Below are 23,104 nucleotides of genomic sequence, written 5' to 3'. Positions count from 1 at the left end.
ATGTTCATTTTTGTGATATTGGGTGTGGCACTTGAAATTGCATTTTGGCTTAAGTTAATACCGCGACGAAATAATAAAACGTGAGCGCGAAAACATACTGTTGTATATCAACTAAAAGCAGGCACTTTAGTTAACGGAAGCTTGATCTCCATGTTCAACCCGCCTAATAGGCTATTAAAGGATTCAATTTGTCCACTGTGAGCTTCTACCACTTTTTTGCACATCGCAAGGCCCATCCCCTTGGATTTTCCCGAATTGGTTCTTGCTGATTGTGATTTGTAAAGCGGGTCAAATAGCTGTTGGTGCGCCTCATAGGATAGCGGAGTGCCAGAGTCTTCAATGCGAATGATTAGATTGCTGTCGACGCTAAAGAAGCTCATCTTTACTTGGACCTTATCTCCACCATGCTTAATCGCATTACCTAAGATCTCAAGGACGCAGTTAGTTATCGCATCTAGGTCGATGGTTATCTTTTCTGTACCAGATATTTGATAGTTAACCTCTAATTGCTCCTTATTATCCTTAAATAAGCCCGCGGCCTGAGTATGTACTTGATTTACCAGCTTGCAGATCGTGAAGTCTCTTAGATTAAGCATAGTTGCTAACTTTTCATTGTCAGTGACCAGCATCAATTGATTAATAAAGTGATTTAGCTCGTCGATTTTATCCATGAGCTTGCCGTAGCTCTCCTGAACATTCTCAACGATATTGTATTGTAGAGATTCAACCTGTACCTTCATAACGGTAAGTGGTGTACGCAGCTCATGAGAGAGATCGGTAAATAAACGTTGTTCTTTCTTTTCTAATGCTTGCTGATTTTGACGGTTGAACTGTTTCTCTGTTTGTACTGTATTCGAGAGCGCATTCACCTGGGTTTGTAGCGTTGATAGCAGATTATTTTGGGCTGACTTATTTTGTTGCGCAAGTGCCAGCGTAAACAACATGACCTCAATTAAGTAGCCAAGTTTAATCGCGCTTGATATATGATAAACATTGATAAAGCCAGCATACATTGTTCCACCGATGGCAATGAAATTCACAAAAATGACATGGTTTAGCAGGCTGAGGGAAAAAGTTACAGAACCAGGAGCACTCTGTTTCAAAGACCAATAGCTGGTATAAAGAAATAGCGGGATGATACTCAAGCTTAATACTAGGTTGTAATGAACTGATTTTGAATAGATTGCCACTGGGATAAGCAGTAGGTAAGCCGCTAAAAATCCATTATATAAAAGGTGTAAGGTTTCGTTTCTATGCCTTAATTGCAGAAATTGCTTGATGAAAAGAAGGTGAAACACTGGTACAAAAGTCATCAAACAAGCTGAAAATAAGGTGGCAAATTTGCCTTGTGAAGGCCAAAAATATTGAAATGTGAACCCTGACATATCCAACACAATAAGCAAAAACAATAGCGTCCAAATACAATAGTAAGCATTGGTCGCGTTGGCATTAAAATAAAAGTTAACCAATACAATAACAAACACGGCGGCGATGATCCCGCTTAGCGCAGCATTGGTAACCGTACTGGTAAGAACGTTACTGTTGAGCTCATTATCATTGATTAATCTAAGGTCAGCGGGGGCATTCGCAAAAGTTTGATAGCGGACAATAATACTTGCCCCTGTTAAGTGCTCTTTTGATAATGGCAGATATAATTGAGGTGCTTCCACTTCCCTTTTATTAAACGCGGTATTCAGGGTGTGTTGCGTTAAAAATTTGACCTCGCCGTTGTTAATCAAAGCAACACTTAGCCAAGGTAATCTAGCAAAGCCAAATGCGATGTAATTTCTGCCCTCGGATACAAGCATATTTGGGGTGATCAATGCCCACTGATAAGACTCATTCTTTAGCTCAGGTACTTGGCTTGAAAGTACCTTTACAATAGATTGGCTTTCGCGCTCATTTATGCCGAGCGTTGAAGATAATTGCGCAGCATCGACTTCTCCAAAATGGATTGTTAATGGTTCACTTACTCTAAGCTCGGCACTAGGCGTAAAGTCAACTGCACCAGCCGCCATAGAAAAAAGCATAAAAATTAACGAGAAAAGTCTTAACATAGTGATATAAGGCACAATAATTATAGTTAAATCCTACTTTTAAATAGTGAAGCAAATGTGGATCAAATTTGGAGAAGTAAACAAATGTAAATGCATCACATAACTAATAATCAGTAAAAACAGCATATTACTACTATTAGTTACCATTGTTTCAAAAAATGCGATGAGAAAATGAGCATACGTGTCGAGTTACATAAAATTGAAATATAACTGTAACAATTGGGTGGTTAAATGCGCGGCTGAAATAAAAGTGTAATGAATGAACATTACTTACTCTAAGAGCGAAACTATGGTTAATCAATCTCAGACTTCAGCATCAGCTAAACTTTTTAACTGGCTGTCAATCGTATTACTTGTTTACTTAGTCTTAGTCGCAGTTGGCACTGTGAGTGGCGGTTTTAAATTGGCCTCAGGTGGAAGTGAAGGCGCGAAGGAAATCTTCGCATTTGCAACCAATCCAATCGTCGCCCTACTCTTAGGGGCTTTAGCAACTGCATTGGTGCAGTCCTCTTCAACGGTAACTTCTGTTATTGTTGGCCTCGTTGCTGGTGGATTACCTATTAGTATCGCAATTCCTATGGTGATGGGCGCAAATATTGGTACAACTATTACTAACACGCTCGTTTCTATTGGCCACATTCGTAGTAAAGACGAGTTTAGAAGAGCGTTTGCCGCATCCACCGTACATGACTTCTTTAATTTATTAGCCGTTGCTATTTTCCTTCCTTTGGAAATCATGTTTGGCATGTTAGAGAAACTTGCGTCAGGACTAGCCCATGTATTTGTTGGTGATGCTGACTTATCGTTAAAAAGTTACAACTTTATCAAACCACTAGTGAAACCAGCGGTTAGCGTGGTAAAAGATGGTGTTAGCTTCTTAGATTCTACAGCAGCAGGTATTGCCATGGTTGTTATCGGTATCATGATGATCCTGTTCGCTGTAACTTACTTAGGTAAATTACTCAAAAAGGCGTTGGTAGGTAAAGCGAAAGAATTATTACACAGTGCGATAGGCAGAGGCCCCGTCGTAGGTATAAGCTCAGGCGCGTTAGTTACGGTAATGGTACAATCGTCGTCGACAACAACAAGCTTGATGATCCCACTCGCTGGCAGCGGCGTATTTACCACTCGTCAGATATATCCATTCACTTTAGGTGCAAATATAGGCACTACAATTACCGCTTTGTTAGCGGCGACTTCTATCACAGGTCCTGCAGCAGAAGTCGCATTAACGATTGCACTTGTACATGTTATGTTTAACGTTTTTGCGGTAGCACTTATTTACGGTTTACCATTACTGAGAGAAATTCCGCTTCATCTAGCTGAGAAGTTAGCCGAGATTGGTGCGCAGAATAAACCAGCAGCTTTGGCTTACGTATTAGGTTCATTCTTCGTATTTCCGGGGCTCATTATGCTCGCAGTACGATAAATAAAACGGACAAAGAATGCATTTAAAGCTCGGTATTGCCGAGCTTTGACTTTTTTAGCCTTTGGTTGGTAAGTCATAATTCTGTAATCTAGCTTTGAGATAATTAACATTGTCTTGTAAATAACGAAAGAAAGTAATGAGTAGCAAATCTGGTATTTTTAGTTTTAATGCAGCACAGATCACAAGTTCTATGAGGGGACAGTACCGTGCTGTTCAGCCCTATGAGAAACTTAGTCTGCAACCAGGTGAGCAAGGACTTTCTTTGGTCATAGAATTGCCAATGGATGCTCGCATTGATGACCGAGTTAACGTTGTACTAACAAAGCACGGCGAACGAAATGCGAAGTGTGAGGTCTCTTTGGTGGTTGTTCCGGAGTCTTATCTCACTAAAATTATCGAAATTAAAGTAAAGCAATCGCTTGAAGCAGGCTCTTACTTTATGCAATTGAACTTAGTGGGACTTCACGATTACCTAAAAAATGCGGCTGAGTTTGATATCATTTTGACTGAGCGAATTATCGTAAGCGAACCAGTATCTGAAGCGGTTACAACTCAGACTACTGGCTTCAAACGTATTTTTAACTCGGCGGTCAGTGCAGTATTATCCGTTTTTTAGTGACTATGTTGGTAATGAAATCTTTCCCATAGAAAAAGGCAGTGCATCGCCATCACCTGATACGGTTTCATTCGCAAGTAGCGCAAATAAAGCGGCCTCTTTGGCATCAGGGTTGATACCCAGTTGTGAGAAATCCTTGATTAAAACACGGTTATTCAAATGGCTTTCAATTCGCGCCATTAAAAACACATTATGAATTCCACCTCCGCTAACATATAGCTCTAATTCAGTTGTACCAAGCTCGTTCACCGCATTTGCGACAGTGATAGCTGTGAATTCGGTCAGTGTCGTGATGATATCTTCATGATTATAATCTTTTCCGTCCAATGCATGATGCACGAAAGTTTGATTAAATAACTCTTGTCCAGTTGATTTTGGAAGTGGTATATCAAAGAATTCGTGTGACAGTAAGGCTTCGAGAAATGGCAATCGAATTTTGCCACTTGACGCAATCTCACCATTTTCATCAAATGGCAGCCCTAATACGTGGCGACAATATTGGTCTACTAATGTGTTTCCTGGACCGATGTCACTACTCATACTCTGCGTTAGTGCACAATTTTGTGGTAAATAAGTAAGGTTTGAAATACCACCGATATTGAGTAAAACCCTATCGATACTCGTGTCCGAATATAATAGATAGTCACCATATTGCACTAGAGGCGCGCCCTCATATCCTTTGGCGATATGCTTTTGTCTAAAGTCTGCGATGGTGATGATGTTTGTTTTTGTCGCAATAATATCGGCGTCAACGATCTGCAACGTGCTATTTAAGTTTTCAATGTCTGCAAAGGCTTGTTTCGGACAATGGTAAAGTGTTTGTCCATGACTCGCTATTAAATCAACAGTGTCGGCCGCAACTTGCCATTCCGCCAAAGCATTATTGATGAGACTTGCGTACAACTCGCCGAGCCAAGCATTTAATTGACATAACGTTTTAAGATTTACCTGAGATTTAGACGCGTGATCACTGAGAAGCTGCTTTTGCGAAGAGTTGTATTCTAACGTAGTAAATTGTTCGACCGTTAGCTGTATATTTTTTCCTACACCTTCAATTTTACATAACGCAATATCTAACCCATCCAATGAGGTACCGCTCATTAGTCCGAGTATGTATTTGGTCTTTTTTTCCGCGATTGTGGCGAGTTTAATAATATCTGTTTTCATTTATAACGCGCGCTCCATGATCAGTGCTTTTGCCGTGTCATACCTTACGCCGGATAAGCTACCAAACCCCTCAAGTTGTCTGAATTTATATTTAGTAAAATAGGGGCAATTTAAACCTAACAAAAACAAAGTTTTGAGATGAGTTGAAAAATTAACGCCGCGTTGCGATGCAAAATGTGACGCGTCTCTTAGAGTATTTCGTATTGTTTCAATATCTAATTCTTGGCTCTCTTGTACATTGACGATCAGATGCTTACCGCTGCAGACTCCGCAATGGCCACATTGCTCTGGTGCGTGCATATCACCGAAGTAGCTGGCAAGCGCTTTGTGATAGCATGAAGTCAGTTGGAAAAATTTAAGTAAATGTCTTAGTCGTGCAAGTTCGCCTTGCTCTTTAATTTGTGATTGCTGATAGAAAGACTCAATCAGTTCATTAATGTTTACTTGTTGAGGAGGCTTTGAATAAACCGACGTATATTTAGCGACTTTTACGTCAATCAGTTGTTGGTTTTGCAAATATTCAACGACTTCTTGGACTTTAGTCAGTGGGATGTTTTGCTCGCTTAGTGCTTGATGTGAAAGCAATCCCCATTTCTTTTTGAATTCAAAACACGAGAATAGCTGAGTCAAAAACAGTTGCCGCTCGGGCGAGTACTTGGCTAATATTTTATCTTTGTCTTGGATGAATGCGATGCTTAGCTCTGCAAAATAGCTGTAGTTCACCTGTAAGTAACCTTGCAGTTCTAGCTGGACGATAAGTGTTTTTAGTACCAATTGATTAATATTGGTTTTGTAAGCGAGATCGTATTCATTGAGGTGATAATCTGTAGCTGGATCACCGAAAATTTCGTTAAAAAGCTGTATTAATGACTCTCGCTCTAATGCACCGGCATAAACGAAGTTCTCTAATGTAGCAATTTTTTCATTATTAATTAAAGCAACACAATGTGCATTCTCGCCATCTCTCCCCGCCCTACCCACTTCTTGGCTATATCCCTCAATAGATTTTGGCATATCATAATGTAGTACCCAGCGAACATCGGGTTTGTCTACACCCATACCAAATGCAATGGTAGCTACAACGATAAGGTTAGTCTTCGTTAGAAAGTCGGCCTGGATTTGGGCCTTTTTCTCGCTCTGCAACGATGCATGAAAAGCTTCTGCAGGAAAGCCACAGGCAGTTATCATTTTTGCTACTTCTTCTGCTTGCTTTTGCTGCGTGACATAAACGATACCTGCGCCTTTTGCCTTTTTTAAAAAGGCGAGTAAATATTCGTCTTTTTGAGATTCGCTAATATGCACCGCACTTAAGAACAGATTCCTTCGATAAAAGCCCGTTCTAACGATATTTTGATCGGTTACATCGAATTTACCCGCCATATCGCGTGCTACTTTATTTGTTGCTGTCGCGGTGAGTAATAGCACTTGGTTGATACCAAGTTCATGTCGATATTTAGCCACTTTTAGGTAATCTGGCCTGAAATTATGTCCCCACTCAGAAATACAATGCGCCTCATCAATTACAAGAAAAGAGATATTGCTTTTTGATAACAAAGTACGTGCTTTTTGGCTATTCAGCCGCTCGACTGAGATAAAGAGGACTTTAAGTGCATTGTTTCGTACTGCATTTTCTATGCGCAACGTTTCTTCTTTGCTTTGAGTACTATCAAGACAAGCCGTTGCAACCCCTTTACTTTGCAGGTAATCCCGTTGTTCATGCATCAGAGCTAATAGTGGTGAAACGACTAAGCACACCCCTTGCTTCATGATTGCTGGTAACTGATAACACAGCGACTTGCCAGCACCAGTTGCAAAAATAGCGATTGTACTTTGACCTTTAAGTATAGATTCTATAACTTCCGATTGCCCCGGACGAAGTGTCGTATGTCCAAATGTACTTTGTAGTGTTTGAAAGAGTTGCTGTTGTTGAGTCATCCTGAATCTTTTCTATATTTTTCTGAGATATTCGCTATTGTGCCATTTAAATTGGTGATTGCTTCATTGACGCGCTCAATGTCACTACGCTTAAATGCATGACGTCCAAGCATAAAATGTATAGCGTTATCGTTAACTACATAAGGGTGTAGCTGAATGCTTTGATAGCCTAGCTTGTTGATATAGTAGTAGCCTGCGTCTTCATCTTCAATCAGAAAATCAACGCGGTTTTTAGCCACCATTTCTATTCGTCTGTCTAAGCTCGCGATTTCAAACAATCGCTTGTCGTACCAATCGATTTTTTTTATTTGTTTGACTTCCTCACCATAGTAGGCTCCGGGATTAGCCGTAAATGTATAACCAGCAGAAAACAACTCAATCAAGTTACTATCGAGATCTATTTCCTTGTTAGCAAACAAGCGCATTTTTTCACGCCGATATGGCGAGGAAAAATAAGCAATTTTCGCTCTATCAACGCTAAAGCTTGCGGATGGCAGGACATCAATTAAGCCCTTCTCAAGCTCGGTGATCCCCCGTGCCGACGAAGGAAGTTGAATGAACTCGATACAAAACCCAGCGCGCTCAAACACTGCTCTAGTGATATCTACGTCTATGCCATAAGGACGAGTGCCATACATAACAAAAGGCGGCCAGCTAGAGCCAATGCCGATTTTTAGGGATGACTGACCCGCGCAGTCGGAAGCGTAGCTTTTCGAAAAAACTAAAACGAATAATAAAACGGATAAACGAATAAGCACTGCCAGAACTTATGACTCTTTTATGAAGTTCATTATGTCATTATGAAAGACCAAGCAGAAAAAGAAAGAAGAAATTGCTGATAAAAGGCAGATAATGGGTAACTTTATGTTTATGTGAATAAAAAATGAGCTTGACTGGCAAGCTCATTAATTGGGGATGGTTAGATTAGTTAGTTACTGCCTTCCATACATCTGTGGTTCCAGGTTCTTCACCTTGAGTCCACCATTTTGCTTCAAAGACATTGCTGTTATGAATTACTCGGTCGCCACCGACATAAACTGTTGATCGATCCCAAGTAGGATATTGAGCGCCACCGTCTTTAATCGTGACATTAAATGTTGTGTCAACAGCGTTAACGCCGTCAGATACGGTAACAGTTACCGGGACGGTTGTGTCGGCTGTGACATTTGCAGCAGTAATAGTCGCTGAGCTACCATTTGCTACTACGCTTAGCTCGGCTGGTACACTCCAGCTATAGCTAAGTGCTGCGCCTTCAGGGTCAGTTGCTGACACATTGACAGTAGCCGAGGCCCCTTCGTTAACCGAAATATCTGAAACCGGTGTAACGACAGGCGCTGCATTTGCACCTTCTGGGTTTACAACAACAACGATTGTTTTGGTTGTTGATAACGCCCCATCATTGACCGTTACAGTCAAGTCGTAACTTGTCTGTTGAGCGACTGAAGGAGCAGTTACAGCCACAGCTGCGGTGTTGTTAGCAGATAAAGCCAAACCAGGCGCAGCAACCCATGAATAGGTTAATGGATCATTGTCTAAATCGCTTGCTTGCGCATCGACATTCACAACCTGACCTGAGGTCACATTGATTGGTCCAGAAACTCCGATAGAAGGGGCACGATTAGGGATCTCACCTGCTGTAAGGCCATCATACATTGCATTTAGAATGTCGCCATTATCAGCGTCAATTTCCCAACCAAATAAACCAGCCAGTTGATGAGTGTTTGCATACTGACCTTTTGCGATAACGCTGCGTGGGCTATCGTAAGTGATGAGTTTACCGTTACTTCTGTTCCAAACATATGCTGCTTGTGCTTGCTCATCGTAGCCTACTTCATAACCATTAACACCTGAACCACCTTGGCCTACAGCGTTTGCTGCAATAGCCTTGTAATCCATAATGCCAGGCTCCCAAACGCCTTCACTTGTAGAGCCAGTCAACGGGCCATTGCCCGGCGCCGTCATCGGATTACCTGGGATTGTGGCATTTGCATCTAGCACTCCTTCCCAGCCGCGGCCGTACATTGCAACGCCCATAACGAGCTTAGAGGGCTGCACACCTTGTTGAAGTAACAATTGAATTGCATGGTCGCCAGTATATGCCGGGCCTTTACGTGGCACTCCATTGTCGTCAACGCCTGTACCGTTACATTCGTCTGTGCTGAGATGAGAGCCACAGTAGATACCGGTTTGATGACCCGTTTCATTGTTCCAAGCGCCATAGAAGTCATAGGTCATCGCAAAGATATAATCCATATACTGCTGAGCAGCTTGGTAATCTACATCTTCAATCTTGTCATAACCTGCACCTATCGCAGAAGTGAGTTCATATTGGCGTCCGGTTTCAGCTTCTAACTCATCTAGCATTGCACGTAGCTCTTGCATTAGCGCCACATAGGCTGGACCGTCGTTAATTGGGTCGCCTAAATCTGGATTTGGACCATCACCACCTGGGAATTCCCAGTCGATATCTACACCGTCATAAAACTTCCACGTTTTAAGGAATTGTTTTACAGATGCGACGAAAGTGTCGCGGTTTGCTTTGTTTGTAAAGCCATGGAATGGATCTGATAGCGTCCAACCACCTACTGAAGGCAGAATTTTAAGGTCCGGATAACGTTGTTTTAGCGCCATTAATTGAGAATAAACACCACGAATAGGATCTTTTGCATCCACCCCTGGCATAGATTTTTGCACTGCAGCCCAAGGGTCGTGAATGACGACTTCATAATCTTGAGAGTCAGCACATGCAGTTTGAAGCGCTCTCCAACTATTACCATTTTCGATGGATTTTAGCGACTCGTTAGGTCCGCAAATCGGAATAAAGCCATATAAAATGTGCGATAGGTTATGAGCTGGGATCTTAGTTACGTCGTAATTACGGCCATATATGCCCCATTCGACGAAATATGCACCGGTTACACGGCCTGGTATTGTACCGTTATTACGGTTGTTCGGATCTACATTCATAGGAAGTGGCGCTAGATGTGCACCGTCAGTGTCGGCAATGACGATTTCTTTCCCTGCGCTTCTTGCACATACGGTACCTTCACACAGTTCTAAATAAAGCTGATGGCGACCCGATTTAGTGTAGGGGAATTGTACTACTCCGCTTTTAGTACCAGCTGCAAGCGTACCTTGGTTTACGAGTAGATCATCAAAATATACTTTATAGTTATCACCGCCAGAGCCACTCCAAGCATTCCATTTGATGCTAATATCGACAACATCTTTGGCTTTTACCAATTGCTTGTAAGAGCCAAGCCCATCGACGTTAACTTCAACGAACGAATACTGTTGTGGCTGCCAATCTAATGTTGGCGTAGAAGGGGCTGCAAGTGCCCCGCCACTCAGTAAGGCAAGTCCTATATAGCTGGTTATTTTATTAAGTTTCATATCTTCAACCTTATTGTAGTTACATGTTGTACCCAATTAATTTGGGTTTTCTTTAAATTGCTTTCCAAACATCGGATGCGCCGGGCTCTTCTCCCTGCGTCCACCACTTGGCTTCATACACTTTCTGTTGATGCGTTACTCTGTCGCCTGCAACATAGGTAGTTGTACTATTCCAAGCTGGGTATTGGTTATTGGTGCTATCTTGAACGGTAATTGAGAAACTTACAGTCGTGCTTGCTTTGCCATCAGTGACATTAAGTTCAGCCTGAAAGGTTTGATCAGCCGTCACTTCAGGTGTTGAGATGGAAATCGTGTCACCTTCGCCACTAAAGCTAAGCGGTGCAGGAATACTCCAAATGAATGTCAGTGGGTCATTTTGGTCGTCAAACGCATGAGCATGCACTGTCGCTTGGCTATTTTCTGCGATGCTTTGGTTAGAAATTGGATTTACCGTAGGAGCGGTGTTGTCACCCCCTTTTACAACGCTAAGATTGCTGGTGTAAGCGGCATGTGGCAAAAATACTTCGTTTGCTAATAAGGCGTTTGCATCAAACGCAATTGAACCGTCCGGTTGCTTAACACCAATGTTGACCTTATTTCCGTAATTGCTATTAAGGTAAAGAGCCAACTCAGCTTGCCATGTTGATGCATTAGTGGAGGTTACATTCAAGTTATGGCTAATCAGTTCATTCCCAGATTGATCAAACGTCCTAAACCACACGCTATCACCGGCTTTAGCATCTTGCCCTTGCTTTAAGAAATAGCCGCTGCTCACCCATTCTGGTGGCGTGCCTGTTGAGGTTATTGTGATATCAGAGCAATTGTAAAATCCCTCTCCAGCGACATCAAACCGCTGCCAACGGGTATATAAAACTGCATTGCCCTCACGGCCTTGCGGTATATCTATTTCCATTTTATAGAAGCGTTTACCTTCAGGATCCACAACGAAATCAATATTGCCAAATTCATTAATAAGCTCTAAATCATTCCAAGTCAGAGGAGATGTATCGCCATCGTAGTTTGGCTTTGACAAGAAGAACTGCCAAAAACTGGGATTATGAGGTGTTGTCGCCCTAAAGCTAATGGCAAGTTTATTTTGAGCGTTTGGCTCTACAACTGTACGCTGCCAGTGTGGTGAGACAACACTCATGCCACTTTTGTTTGGGTCACCAGCTGAGCAAAGCGTACCATTGGGGATATTCGCTTTTACTGCCTCTAGATTATTGTAGTCAGCGGTATTGGTCGAAAATTCATGCTCTTGCACAAACTGAAAATGGCCTGAGTCCAAAAAAGCCGCTCGACATGCTAGGTTTGGGATATTTGATCCATCATCCGGCCACCAATAACCCCCTTGCGCTTGACAGATCGCCTGCCTTGCTTTGGGAAAGTCCATAAAACCATGAGCTGAAACTGCGCTTGAAATCAAAGCTGAGGTTGCGCCAAAAAGACCAAGCGCATATTTACGGTGTAAACTATTCATGCTTATTCGCCTTTTATAAAGGGGAGCAAAGCTCCCCATTTATTATTTACAAGTTGCAAACCTTGGTATAATCGCCGCTAACTGATGGTTGCTTATTGCTCCACCATTTCGCTTCATACACCGCGTTTCCTTCAACAATTAAATCACCTTGAGCAGCATGCGTGCCCTGTGGTAGGTTCGGGTAAACCACAATTTGACTGATAGGTGTACCTTTACAGCTAGTTACCGGATCTGTAGGCCCTGTACCAGGTGTTGCGATTGGTAGGTCGCTATATTCACTGGAAAATGCATAGCGGTTACCGTCTTTCTCAACCACAAAGTTAACGGGGCCAGAAATAGGCATGTAGTACATGACTTGAGCATTGATAGTTTCGCCGGGAGCAAAAGACTTAGGCGTACCACCCCACTCGTTCACAAGCGTGATCGAGAATCGGTGGAATTCGTTTTCGAAGCCGCCAATATTATTACCCGCAGCATTCGATCCATTTACGTCCACTGCCATGCCAAGCTTTTCTTGTGCATTCCAGTTAGATTTGAAAATTGCCGATGTTGCAACAGGAACATCAAACGAAATTTTTGCGCCACTCAAATCTATCGCTGAGTTATTGGTAAAGGCAAAAGTCGGTGCAATTGGATAGTTAGCATCTCCAGCTGGGAAATCTTTAGCAACGAATGTGACATCAACTGCAGAAGCTGGTTTTACAAAGGTCTTATTTCCTTGTTTAACGGAGTATGGCGTGCCACTTTGATTAAACTTGTTGTAGGCTAAGCTTGTTAGCGATGAACCCATGAAATATTCATTCTTGCTTACATCATAATCGAAGTCACCAGCAAGCTCCCAGAACATGATTCCGCCTAGTTCTTGGTTGATGACATAGTCGACTTTCGCAGCCATTGACTCTTCATCTTCAATGGATAAGAAAACATTCTTGCTGGCGTTCCAGAGCCAAGGAGCAACCGCGACGGAATCATAATGGCGCGCATAAGTACCGCTAATTTGATGTTCTGGGTTGTTAACTGGATCTAGTCCATAATCACTTAGGTAACTTCCTAACACGCCATTTTGAAGGTTTTTAACATGCCAAAGTGGGTTAGAACCTGCCGGTACTTCTAAGCCAACATCGTTCTTATCGTGCCACAAGTTATCGATACCCACAGCACCATTACCACACTTGTTCTTTTCACCGCTGCCAGTCCCCGGAGGACAATCAGCTTGGTTAGGTAATGCTGCCTGCCCCCATAAACCATTTGTACCGCCTGTTACATCTCTAAAACCGCGAGTATAATAAGGGATACCGATGTTGATGCGCCCTGCAGAGACGGAGCCTCTGAAATATTTGACCGCCCAATCAGTGTTTAGGTAACCAATTCCTTCAAACTCTTTGGTGCCGTAAACATTCCACTGTTTTAGCTCGGAATCTTCGCCGGTATCGAATAGCGATGCGTTATGACCAACGTGCTGGTTCCACGCTCCATGTAAGTCATAAGACATAATATTGACGTAGTCTAGATACTTAGTGACCTGGAATGTCTCCATACCACGTAGAAGGTAACCAGAAGACGGTGATGCGATCGTCAATAGATAGTGAGTATTGTCTTGTTGGCCAGCTTGATCTAAAGCTTCTCTCAGTTTTTTCATTAATACTTGATAAGAAGCATTCAATGCTGCTCGACGCGGGTTTGATATCGCAAAATCATCCGGGTGACCAGAGTCATTCATAGAAGATGGATATTCATAGTCGATATCGACACCATCAAAGTTGTATTTACGGATAAATTCAACTGAACTTGCTACAAACGCATCAATACCAGCGTGATTCACGCTGCCATCTGCATTGGTCGTCATCGTATAGAAACCGCCGCTGGCAATTCGCTTACCTGTTTCGTCGAAGTAGCCACCAGTTTCCGCCCAACCGCCGACTGAGATCAAGGTTTTAACATCAGGATGCTGTTTCTTAAATTTGTTCAGCAAGTTAAAATGACCGGTATAAGGAAGAGATGGATCCATCTCTGCACCAGCAACCCCCGGCCAAGTCATATTCGTCGCTGCATTGTTAGGAGCAGTTGGATTGCCTATTGAAACCTTGTTGTTGGCATCAACGTGCGCGAAAGCATAATTGATGTGTGTGATCTTATCCCATGGAATATCATCAACTAAGTAGCTCGGTTGACCATTCTTACCCGTTCTCCAACTGGTAAAGTAACCGATGACGCGTCTAGGGTGATCAGTCCCCATTTTTTCACGGCCATTTTCATCATAGATATCACAGTAGTTAGGCGATGTGTTGGGGGTCTGATAAAGACCATGTGGAACACAGCTGTTTACCACTGGCGGTGTTTCAACCACATTTGCATTGAGTATACTCTCTGCTGTCGCACCAGTATTATCTTCAACAACAAGCTTTAATGTTACGGTGCCCAGTTGCGTTGGTGTCCAAGTGTGCTGTGCCGGTGCTGTTGTGCTCTCAAATGCGACTTGGTCGTTGATAAGCAGTGTTAGTTTTGCGATTGAGCCGTCTGGATCTGAACCATCAAGAACGATGTCTACAGGTTGATTAATAACCAGGTCATTACCTCCGCCTAACGAAAGATTTGCTGTAGGTAACTGATTTCCTGTCGTATTAACGATAATATTAGTTATTAATGTGTTGGACACAGCTTGCTTGTCATCTGTTGCAACTACTGAAATTGCGTGTGTTCCAGCGGTTGCTGACCAGTTAAATGAAAAATTATCACCTGTCGCTGTGGTATCAATACCAACAGACGTGCCACCTACAAAAAACTCTACCTGCGTTACTTGGCCATCGCTATCTGTTGCATTTACAGAAATGGCAACGCTGTCATTTTCATTAAAAGCGCTGCCGTCAGCTGGGAGTAAGCTTTGTACTGTAGGCGGTGTGTTGGTGACAACGCTGTCACAGTCGCCCAATTTTTTCCAATCATCCCATTGTCCGGAATGGGTAACTGGATCAGCCTGAGTCCACCACTTTGCTTCAAAAGCTTGTTGCGATTTTTGTACTTGAGCACCACCATTATATGCCGAATTTTGTGACCATTCAGGTAAACCATCACAATTATAAGCATATGAGTTAGCGCAGAAAATGGCTCCGAGGAACGAAGCCATTTGCGATAATTTAAGGGTCTTTACATGTTGTTTCATAGTTTGGTTCTCCAACCATTTATTGTATTTGGTTAACAATAACAACATAAACCTAACACATAAAATCAATATGGCAACAACATTTTTCTCTAGCTGGTAACGTTGACGTAAGCGTAAATTGAGCCACATTTTTCATCAAAATGTAACACTAAATTATTGATTCATATGCTTAGTTTTGATTCACTGATACATGGAAATTAAACTGTAATTATTTAATATTAAGCGATAGTTACTAGCCTAGTTCTCTAAAGTTTATACAGTTACTAGTTTGTTTCTTAAGCATATATTAAAAAGTTATTAATCAGGTTGAAGGGTAATATTAGACTTAAGGCGTATTTTATCGGTTTCTTGTCGTAGCTTGCTTTTTGAACTAAGTTTAAATTAATTCATTTAGGAGATTGAACTTTGGAATTTGGCGAGCAATCAACGACTTCAAATGAAGCGATACGAGTGCTTTGTCTCGATGATGAGACTAATGTGATACGGTCGTTAAATCGCTTATTCCGTCAAAATGGAATACACGCTGAACTCTGCAGTGATCCACAGCAAGCCTTGACACTGATCCGCGACTCCTCTTTTGAAGTTGTTATAAGTGATATGCGGATGCCTGAAATGGATGGCGCGACATTTTTGCATGAAGTAAAGCGTATTTGCCCAGATACGCAACGGATATTACTGACAGGATACTCTGATCTTGCTTCAACAATTAAAGCCATTAATGAAAGTGGGATCCATGCATACATTCAAAAACCTTGGGATAACGATATACTCGTGCATACCGTGAGAGAATGTTCAGAAAAATACAGGTTAAAAAGCACAAATAAAAGACTAAATGAAGAGATAGTACAAAAAAATACGCAACTAACAGAATTAAATGAAAACCTTGAAGGACTTGTACAAAAACGTACTGCACAGATCCGCAAAGTATTAAGTCAATTAGAGCAAGCTAATCAAAAAGAACGTAAAGAACATCGGGCTACCGTCGAGTTACTTTATAATTTTCTGAATGCAAATCCATTTATCGATGGTAAAAAAGCGAAGAGCATAGCCAAATTATGTAAAATTATAGCTAAGAAGCTAGAACTTTCTAGTGAAGTAGCTGAAACGGCTATGATGTCAGGGTATTTAGCGGAAGTAGGTTTACTTGCTATGGACCCAGAAATTTATAAATCGCCACCCAGAAAACTAAGTGAAGCACAAAAGAAAATTTATTATACGCATCCTTCCATTGCACAGCTTATGTTGATGCCAGCGCAGCACTTATCTGACGTATCCGAGGCGATTTATCATCAGTTTGAAAAATTTAATGGTCAAGGGATCCCTAAAGGTCTTAAAGGTAAAGAAATTCCTTTGGGCTCACAGATACTTGCAGTCGCTCGAGATTATTATGACAATTTATACAGCGCTAACGGTTCTGATAAAGAGAAAGCCGATTTAGCCCTAGACCTTATCCGAACCTATAGAGGAAATTTCTACTCCCCAGAAGTCGTTGATATTTTAGAACAAGCTGTAAGTAACAACGAGCTAGGCCAAGAGCAAGTCGGTTCGGTTGATATATTGACAACTGAAAAGCTCAAGCCAGGCATGATATTGGGTTTAGCGCTTCACAGTAATCAAGGAATTTTATTGCTGCCAAAAGGCCATACCTTTACCGATAAGTCGATAGATAAACTTAAGCAGCTGGAAACACAACGCCCAATCCCCTTTAGAATTATGGTCAAGCAATAATAATAGCTTATTGACTTATCAGCGACTGCACTATCGAATACTCGTTTGCTGGTGTTGTATAGATGATGGTAAATATAGCTTTTGAGTCTTTAATTGGATCAATGTTATTGAGCCGTCAAATTATAGTAGCTCGAGAATAACGGACTTGTGTTCGCGCAGTATGTCCAAAGAACACATCATACTATAAAGTGAATTTACTCAGTTTGTCTTCGGCTAAAACTATTAATAAAAAAAGCCCAGTAAACTGGGCTCGTTTAACTACTATACTTGTCTAGTAGTTTAGTAGTTTAGTAGTTTAGTAGTTTAGTAGTTTAGTAGTTTAGTAGTTTAGTAGTTTATTAAGTGCTTGAAGCGGGTGTTTTGGCTTTTCTCCACTAAAGCGTTTAACCTGACATCGACAAGAGAAGCCGGTCACTAATACTTCACCTTGAGCCGCATTATCAATATGATGCTGCCACGAGGATTCGTAAAGTGCTCTTGAATTTTCTTGATTTTGCGCTTCGTGGCCATAAGTTCCCGCCATGCCACAACAGCCCGTATTAACCGTTTCTAAATTAGAGTTCAACCTATTAAAAATACCTTGCCAAACACTTTTAGATTCAGGCATTGCTGTTGTTTCAGTACAGTGACTTATCAACGTAAATTTTGATGGACTGATTGTCGCAGCCGTTGGGATATCGATAGTGGCAAGCCATTCATGCGCTAGTTGTACCTTAAAATCTCCCCTGCTCTCTTTGAGAATATCATTATATTCATCGCGATAGCACATCACCAAAGAGGCATCGAGCCCAACTAAAGGCCTATTATATTCACTCACAGTATTTAAAAACTGTGCGGCAGTCTTCGCAGTCGATTTAAATTCCTTTAAAAAGCCTTTAACGTGTTGTGGCTTACCGTTTGGCTTGAATGGTAATACGAGAGGATAAAACCCTAGTTTTGATATAACTTGCACAAAGTCCGATACTAATTCTGCTTCATAGAAACTAGTAAACGGATCTTGAACAACAAATACCACGCTTTGTTGTTCTTCATCGCTTAACTTTTCAAAACTGCGCTCTGAATAAAAGTGTTTGTTTGGCACTAACTTGCTAAGCTGCACCTTACTTAGCGCCGGAGAGTCAATATAGCCGATCAGCCGTTCAACAAAAAAGTTTGATATGCGATTACCTTGTAGAGCGTTAACTAAATTTGGAAACTTAGCCATGGTAGGCAGTGCACGCTCTATATTCGCAACTAAGTAGTCTTTAAGTGGACGATTGTAACGGCTGTAGTAAAAGTTTAAAAACTTAGCTCGAAACGTAGGAACATCCACTTTGATTGGGCAAGCCGTTGTGCACGCTTTACAGGCTAAACATTCATCCATTGATGCTTTAACTTCATGGGAAAAGTCATATTCGTTTTTCTTTCGGGTATTGAGAAAGCGCTCCCACCAAGTGGTATCATTTTCATGATTGATTAATTGCTTTTCTGCAGCAATCAAATCGACCCCTTTATTGTTTTGGAGTCTTAACCACTCTTTAAATAACCCAGCGCGTCCTTTTGGAGAGTTTCTACGATCTTTGGTTACCTTATACGATGGGCACATTGGTGAGTTGTCATCATAGTTAAAGCAAAGTCCGTTACCATTACAATTGATTGGTGCTTCGTAGTTTACTTTTACTTCAGTTGGGATTGTACGATCAAACCAAGCTCTTTTCTGTGCATCGACTGACACTAATTGATCGCTTGAATCCAGTGGTGTACAAATTTTTCCAGGGTTTAAGCGATTATTTTTATCAAATAAACTTTTAATTTTACGAAGTTCATTAAATAGTTGCTCACCGAAAAACTCGGGTCCATATTCACTTCGGTAACCTTTTCCATGCTCACCCCACATTAGTCCTCGGTATTTTGCAGTTAACGCTACTACTTTATCAGAGATAACACGTAGTAATTTTTCCTGTTCAGGATCGCACATATCAAGTGCTGGGCGGACATGTAAAACACCGGCGTCAACATGACCAAACATGCCATAATCTAATTGGTAACTATCAAGTAACTCTCTAAATTCAATGATAAAATCAGCAAGGTTTTCAGGTGGAACGGCTGTATCTTCAGCAAAAGCTAGTGGCTTTTTACTACCTTTTGCGTTACCCAATAAACCAACTGACTTTTTACGCATTGCATAGATCTTAAGGATATCCGCTTTATCATTGGTAAGTTGATAACCAATAACCCCCGCTTCTTTATTCGCAATAAGCTGATCTAATCGTTGACATAAACTATCGACTTTAGACGAAATTTCATCTTGGGACTCACCGTTAAATTCAACCATGTTAAGACCTTGCATCTCAACACCTGGTACATCTTGAATTAAGTTCGATACTGAATGCCAGATGATGTCCTCTTTGGCAAGACCTAGAACTTTACTGTCTACGGTTTCGACCGATGTAGCATTAGCGGAAACCAAGAATGGGCTGTTTCTAAGCGCTGATTCAAATGAGTCATATTTGATATTTATAAGGGTTTTATATGGCTGAATTGGCGTTAAATTAAGCTTTGCTTCGGTTACAACACCAAGCGAACCTTCAGAACCCGTAATAATTCGAGACAAATCAAAAGTAGTTAGTGAATCGTCGAATACATTTTCGAGGTCATAACCCGTTAAAAAACGGTTTAGTCTTGGAAATTTTTCAAGTATAAGTGCTCGATTGCTTCGACAGATCTCGATGACATTTGCATAAATCTGAGAAGTCTTTGAGTTTTGCTCAGCTAGTAGCTCCGCTTTATCGATCGCTAACTTCGAGGTATTTAGCTCTGTTCCATCCACTAAAAAGGTTTTAAGCCCAAGAACATGATCGCTTGTTTTGCCATAAACGAGTGAACCTTGGCCCGACGCATCAGTATTTACCATACCACCTATTGTTGCTCGGTTACTGGTGGAGAGATCTGGCGAAAAGAAATAGCCGTAAGGTTTTAGAAAGTCATTAAGCTGATCTTTGATCACACCCGCCTGAACTCGAACCCATCCTTCTTGTTCATTGATCTCAATAATTTCTCTCATGTGTCTCGATAGATCAATCACGATACCGGGCGTAAGTGATTGACCATTCGTACCAGTACCTCCGCCTCTAGGGCCAAAGGTGAGAGACAAAAATGGGTCTTGTTGGGCGATTTCAAGTGCAAGTTGTACGTCTCGATTTGTTCTTGGAAATAATACTGCTTGAGGGATTTCCTGATAGATACTATTGTCGGTTGACGTAACAAGACGAGTTGCATAACTCGTATCAATGTCCCCACTAAAACCTGCATCAGTTAGTTTATTTTGATAGAGGTTGATAAGTTCGTTTGCAGAATCCTGCTGACTAATATTTGCGATCATGACGGTATATTTTACTTGCTTTGAATTAATTGTATCACGAAGGATTAATGATCAACTTGAGAATTTTATGGTTTGTTACAATTGGAAATAGTTTATTTTACCACACACCTTATACTCATATTGTATAGGAGGAAATAACATGAAAATTATTTACGACCTTGCTGGTATTGTGTTTTGTATTCTAGCATTGATCTTCTTTATTGTGCCCGGTCCATCGGTTATCTTTTTACTTGCGGCCCTGGTGTGTTTCTCGATGAATCATGAAGGTGCAAAGAAGCACATTAAAAAATGTGCAGCGTTTGTTTAAGCTTGGCTGCGAAAAGTTAGATAGGACATTTCAGAAATGAAATAGCCCCAATGTGTTGCATTGGGGCCATTAAATTATTTAGTAAACTTTTCAGCTAGATAAAGCCAAGTTTCAAGTACTGTATCTGGGTTAAGTGAAACAGAGTCAATCCCCTCTTCAACTAACCAAGCAGCAAAATCTTCATGATCCGATGGACCTTGACCACAAATACCTACATATTTGTCTTTCGCTTTAGCAGTTTGAATTGCCATTGAAAGTAGTTTCTTGATAGCTGGATTTCGCTCATCAAACAGATGCGCAATGAGGCCAGAATCGCGGTCCAGACCAAGTGTTAACTGAGTAAGGTCATTAGAACCAATCGAGAAGCCGTCGAAATATTCTAAAAACTCTTCAGCAAGTAGGCAGTTTGATGGAAGTTCACACATCATAATGACTTTTAGACCATTCTCGCCACGTTTTAGACCATGCGCTTCAAGAATTTCAATAACTTGAGCAGCTTCTTCTAGGGTACGAACGAATGGGATCATGATTTCAACGTTGGTCAAATCCATCTCATTACGAACACGTTTAATGGCTTCACACTCTAATGCAAAACACTCTCTAAAGTCTTCAGAAATGTAACGAGATGCGCCGCGGAAACCAATCATTGGGTTTTCTTCTTCCGGCTCATACTGCTGACCGCCAACCAAGTTTGCATACTCGTTTGACTTAAAGTCAGACATACGAACAATTACCCGCTCTGGAGCAAATGCTGCACCTAGCGTAGAAATACCTTCAACTAGCTTGCTGATATAGAACTCTACAGGTGATTCATATCCCGCGATTAGCTCTTTAATTTCAGCCTGAAGCTCTGCATCTTGCTTATCAAAATGAAGTAGTGCTTTAGGGTGAATACCAATCATACGGTTGATGATAAACTCAAGACGCGCAAGACCGATACCTGCATGTGGTAATTTCGCAAAATCAAACGCGCGATCTGGGTTACCAACGTTCATCATTATCTTCATCGGAATAGCTGGCATTGAATCGATGCGAGAAGAAATAACATCAAATTCAAGTTCACCTTTGTAGATATAACCTGTATCGCCTTCTGCACATGATACTGTTACCGTGTCACCATTGGTGATCAAATCGGTTGCATTACCACATCCAACCACGGCTGGGATCCCTAGCTCACGCGCAATGATTGCCGCATGACAAGTACGGCCGCCACGATTCGTTACGATAGCAGAGGCACGCTTCATGATAGGTTCCCAATCAGGATCCGTCATATCGGTAACAAGAACATCGCCTTGCTTTACCGAGTCCATTTGATCAATTGAAGACAGGACTTTAACTACGCCTGAGCCAATTTTATGACCGATTGCACGACCTTCAACAATAACTTCAGACTTTGATTTTAGCTGGAAGCGTTCCATTACGTTCGCATCTTCATTTGAACGGACGGTTTCTGGACGAGCTTGAACGATATAAAGCTTGCCGTCGTTACCATCTTTTGCCCATTCGATATCCATTGGACGACCGTAGTGCTTTTCGATAATAACAGCTTGCTTTGCTAATTCTTCTACTTCTGCGTCTGTAATCGAGAATTGGTTAGATAGTGCTGAATCTACATCAACAATCTCAACTTGCTTGCCGTGAGACTCATCACTTGAGTAGATCATTTGGATTGCTTTTGAGCCAATATTTCTCTTAAGAACAGCAGGTTTTTCTTTTGCAAGCGTTTGCTTATGAACATAAAATTCATCTGGGTTTACTGCGCCCTGAACTACCATCTCGCCTAAACCATAGCTAGAAGTAACGAAGACAACGTCTTCGAAGCCTGATTCGGTATCGATTGAGAACATAACTCCAGACGACGCTTTGTCTGAACGCACCATACGCTGAATACCAGCAGAAAGCGCCACGCCTCTGTGATCATAGCCTTGGTGTACACGATAAGATATTGCACGGTCATTGAATAGCGAAGCAAAAACATGCTTGATAGCGACCATTACGGCATCAATGCCACGAACATTTAGGAAAGTTTCTTGTTGGCCAGCGAAGGAGGCGTCTGGCATATCTTCTGCTGTTGCTGATGAACGAACAGCAAAGGAGACATCTTGGCTTGCGTCACCGTGTAACTGGCTATACGCCTCACGGATTGCTTTATCTAATTCTGGTTGGAATGGTGTATCGATAACCCATTGTCTAATCTGGGCGCCGACTTTGGCTAATTCGTTGACATCGTCAACATCGAGAGTATCTAGGATTGAGTGGATTTTTTCATTGAGGCCTGATTGCTCAAGAAATTCATTAAACGCATCGGCTGTTGTTGCGAATCCACCAGGTACTTGTACACCAGCGTTAGCAAGGTTAGATATCATTTCACCTAGAGAAGCGTTTTTACCACCAACTCGAGGTACATCTTGCATACCCAACTCTTGATACCAGAGAACGTAGTCTTGCACGGAACTGTCTCCAAAACAAAT

General features: G+C 41.6%; 13 protein-coding genes. 4 read left to right on the top strand and 9 right to left on the bottom strand.

Going from position 1 to position 23,104, the window contains the following annotated elements; genetic code table 11:
* Positions 1-107 precede the first annotated feature (107 nt).
* Positions 108-2,018, bottom strand: a complete 1,911-nt coding sequence (locus NO992_RS00155; RefSeq protein ID WP_371373302.1) for a 7TM diverse intracellular signaling domain-containing protein — start codon at positions 2,016-2,018, stop codon at positions 108-110.
* A gap of 328 nt (positions 2,019-2,346) precedes the next feature.
* Between NO992_RS00155 and NO992_RS00150 the strand changes: the two genes are divergently transcribed.
* Both NO992_RS00150 and NO992_RS00145 read left to right on the top strand, forming a co-directional pair.
* Entirely contained in the window at positions 2,347-3,486 is a 1,140-nt protein-coding gene (locus NO992_RS00150; protein WP_253103983.1) for a Na/Pi symporter, read from the top strand.
* A 136-nt stretch (positions 3,487-3,622) separates the two neighbouring features.
* Positions 3,623-4,102, top strand: coding sequence for a hypothetical protein (locus NO992_RS00145; protein WP_371373299.1), 480 nt, complete (start codon positions 3,623-3,625; stop codon positions 4,100-4,102).
* Between the two features lie 3 nt (positions 4,103-4,105).
* On the opposite strand, the gene NO992_RS00140 is transcribed toward NO992_RS00145, so the two are convergent.
* The 6 genes from NO992_RS00140 to NO992_RS00115 form a co-directional block, all read right to left on the bottom strand.
* Positions 4,106-5,269 (bottom strand): anhydro-N-acetylmuramic acid kinase, encoded by a 1,164-nt coding sequence (locus tag NO992_RS00140; protein WP_371373296.1) that lies wholly within the window; start codon positions 5,267-5,269, stop codon positions 4,106-4,108.
* Complete coding sequence (locus tag NO992_RS00135) at positions 5,270-7,204, bottom strand: ATP-dependent DNA helicase RecQ (RefSeq protein WP_371373294.1); 1,935 nt, start codon at positions 7,202-7,204, stop codon at positions 5,270-5,272. It abuts the gene before it with no gap.
* Positions 7,201-7,962, bottom strand: a complete 762-nt coding sequence (locus tag NO992_RS00130; protein WP_253103995.1) for an ABC transporter substrate-binding protein — start codon at positions 7,960-7,962, stop codon at positions 7,201-7,203. The genes NO992_RS00135 and NO992_RS00130 overlap by 4 nt, the downstream gene beginning before the upstream one ends.
* Before the next feature lie 166 nt (positions 7,963-8,128).
* On the bottom strand, positions 8,129-10,597 hold the full coding sequence (locus NO992_RS00125; protein ID WP_371373291.1) for a glycosyl hydrolase family 18 protein: 2,469 nt from the start codon (positions 10,595-10,597) through the stop codon (positions 8,129-8,131).
* Positions 10,598-10,649: 52 nt separating this feature from the next.
* On the bottom strand, positions 10,650-12,077 hold the full coding sequence (locus NO992_RS00120; RefSeq protein WP_371373289.1) for a lytic polysaccharide monooxygenase: 1,428 nt from the start codon (positions 12,075-12,077) through the stop codon (positions 10,650-10,652).
* A gap of 46 nt (positions 12,078-12,123) precedes the next feature.
* On the bottom strand, positions 12,124-15,237 hold the full coding sequence (locus tag NO992_RS00115; protein WP_371373286.1) for a glycosyl hydrolase family 18 protein: 3,114 nt from the start codon (positions 15,235-15,237) through the stop codon (positions 12,124-12,126).
* A gap of 405 nt (positions 15,238-15,642) precedes the next feature.
* On the opposite strand from NO992_RS00115, the gene NO992_RS00110 reads away from it, so the two are divergent.
* The gene (locus NO992_RS00110; protein WP_017216870.1) at positions 15,643-16,965 is read left to right on the top strand and encodes an HD domain-containing phosphohydrolase; all 1,323 of its coding nucleotides are present in this window, start codon (positions 15,643-15,645) and stop codon (positions 16,963-16,965) included.
* 319 nt (positions 16,966-17,284) lie between these two features.
* On the opposite strand, the gene NO992_RS00105 is transcribed toward NO992_RS00110, so the two are convergent.
* Positions 17,285-20,326, bottom strand: a complete 3,042-nt coding sequence (locus NO992_RS00105; RefSeq protein ID WP_371373283.1) for an FAD-binding and (Fe-S)-binding domain-containing protein — start codon at positions 20,324-20,326, stop codon at positions 17,285-17,287.
* 139 nt (positions 20,327-20,465) lie between these two features.
* Here NO992_RS00105 and NO992_RS00100 point away from each other — a divergent pair, with 139 nt between their 5' ends.
* Entirely contained in the window at positions 20,466-20,633 is a 168-nt protein-coding gene (locus NO992_RS00100; protein WP_371373280.1) for a hypothetical protein, read from the top strand.
* Positions 20,634-20,707: 74 nt separating this feature from the next.
* On the opposite strand, the gene ppsA is transcribed toward NO992_RS00100, so the two are convergent.
* The gene (gene ppsA, locus NO992_RS00095) at positions 20,708-23,083 is read right to left on the bottom strand and encodes a phosphoenolpyruvate synthase (protein WP_253104008.1); all 2,376 of its coding nucleotides are present in this window, start codon (positions 23,081-23,083) and stop codon (positions 20,708-20,710) included.
* Positions 23,084-23,104: the final 21 nt, after the last annotated feature.

The organism is Pseudoalteromonas sp. DY56-GL79 (assembly GCF_041414765.1).
In the GTDB taxonomy this organism is placed as follows: Bacteria; Pseudomonadota; Gammaproteobacteria; order Enterobacterales; family Alteromonadaceae; genus Pseudoalteromonas; species Pseudoalteromonas piscicida.
This window is presented reverse-complemented; position numbering and strand designations above follow the sequence as displayed.

Bases quoted from the DNA above. Each gene is read 5' to 3' on its own strand.
- NO992_RS00155 (WP_371373302.1), bottom strand. From the start codon at position 2,018: ATGGCGGCTGGTGCAGTTGACTTTACGCCTAGTGCCGAGCTTAGAGTA.
- NO992_RS00150 (WP_253103983.1), top strand. From the start codon at position 2,347: ATGGTTAATCAATCTCAGACTTCAGCATCAGCTAAACTTTTTAACTGG.
- NO992_RS00145 (WP_371373299.1), top strand. From the start codon at position 3,623: ATGAGTAGCAAATCTGGTATTTTTAGTTTTAATGCAGCACAGATCACA.
- NO992_RS00140 (WP_371373296.1), bottom strand. From the start codon at position 5,269: ATGAAAACAGATATTATTAAACTCGCCACAATCGCGGAAAAAAAGACC.
- NO992_RS00135 (WP_371373294.1), bottom strand. From the start codon at position 7,204: ATGACTCAACAACAGCAACTCTTTCAAACACTACAAAGTACATTTGGA.
- NO992_RS00125 (WP_371373291.1), bottom strand. From the start codon at position 10,597: ATGAAACTTAATAAAATAACCAGCTATATAGGACTTGCCTTACTGAGT.
- NO992_RS00120 (WP_371373289.1), bottom strand. From the start codon at position 12,077: ATGAATAGTTTACACCGTAAATATGCGCTTGGTCTTTTTGGCGCAACC.
- NO992_RS00115 (WP_371373286.1), bottom strand. From the start codon at position 15,237: ATGAAACAACATGTAAAGACCCTTAAATTATCGCAAATGGCTTCGTTC.
- NO992_RS00105 (WP_371373283.1), bottom strand. From the start codon at position 20,326: ATGATCGCAAATATTAGTCAGCAGGATTCTGCAAACGAACTTATCAAC.
- NO992_RS00100 (WP_371373280.1), top strand. From the start codon at position 20,466: ATGAAAATTATTTACGACCTTGCTGGTATTGTGTTTTGTATTCTAGCA.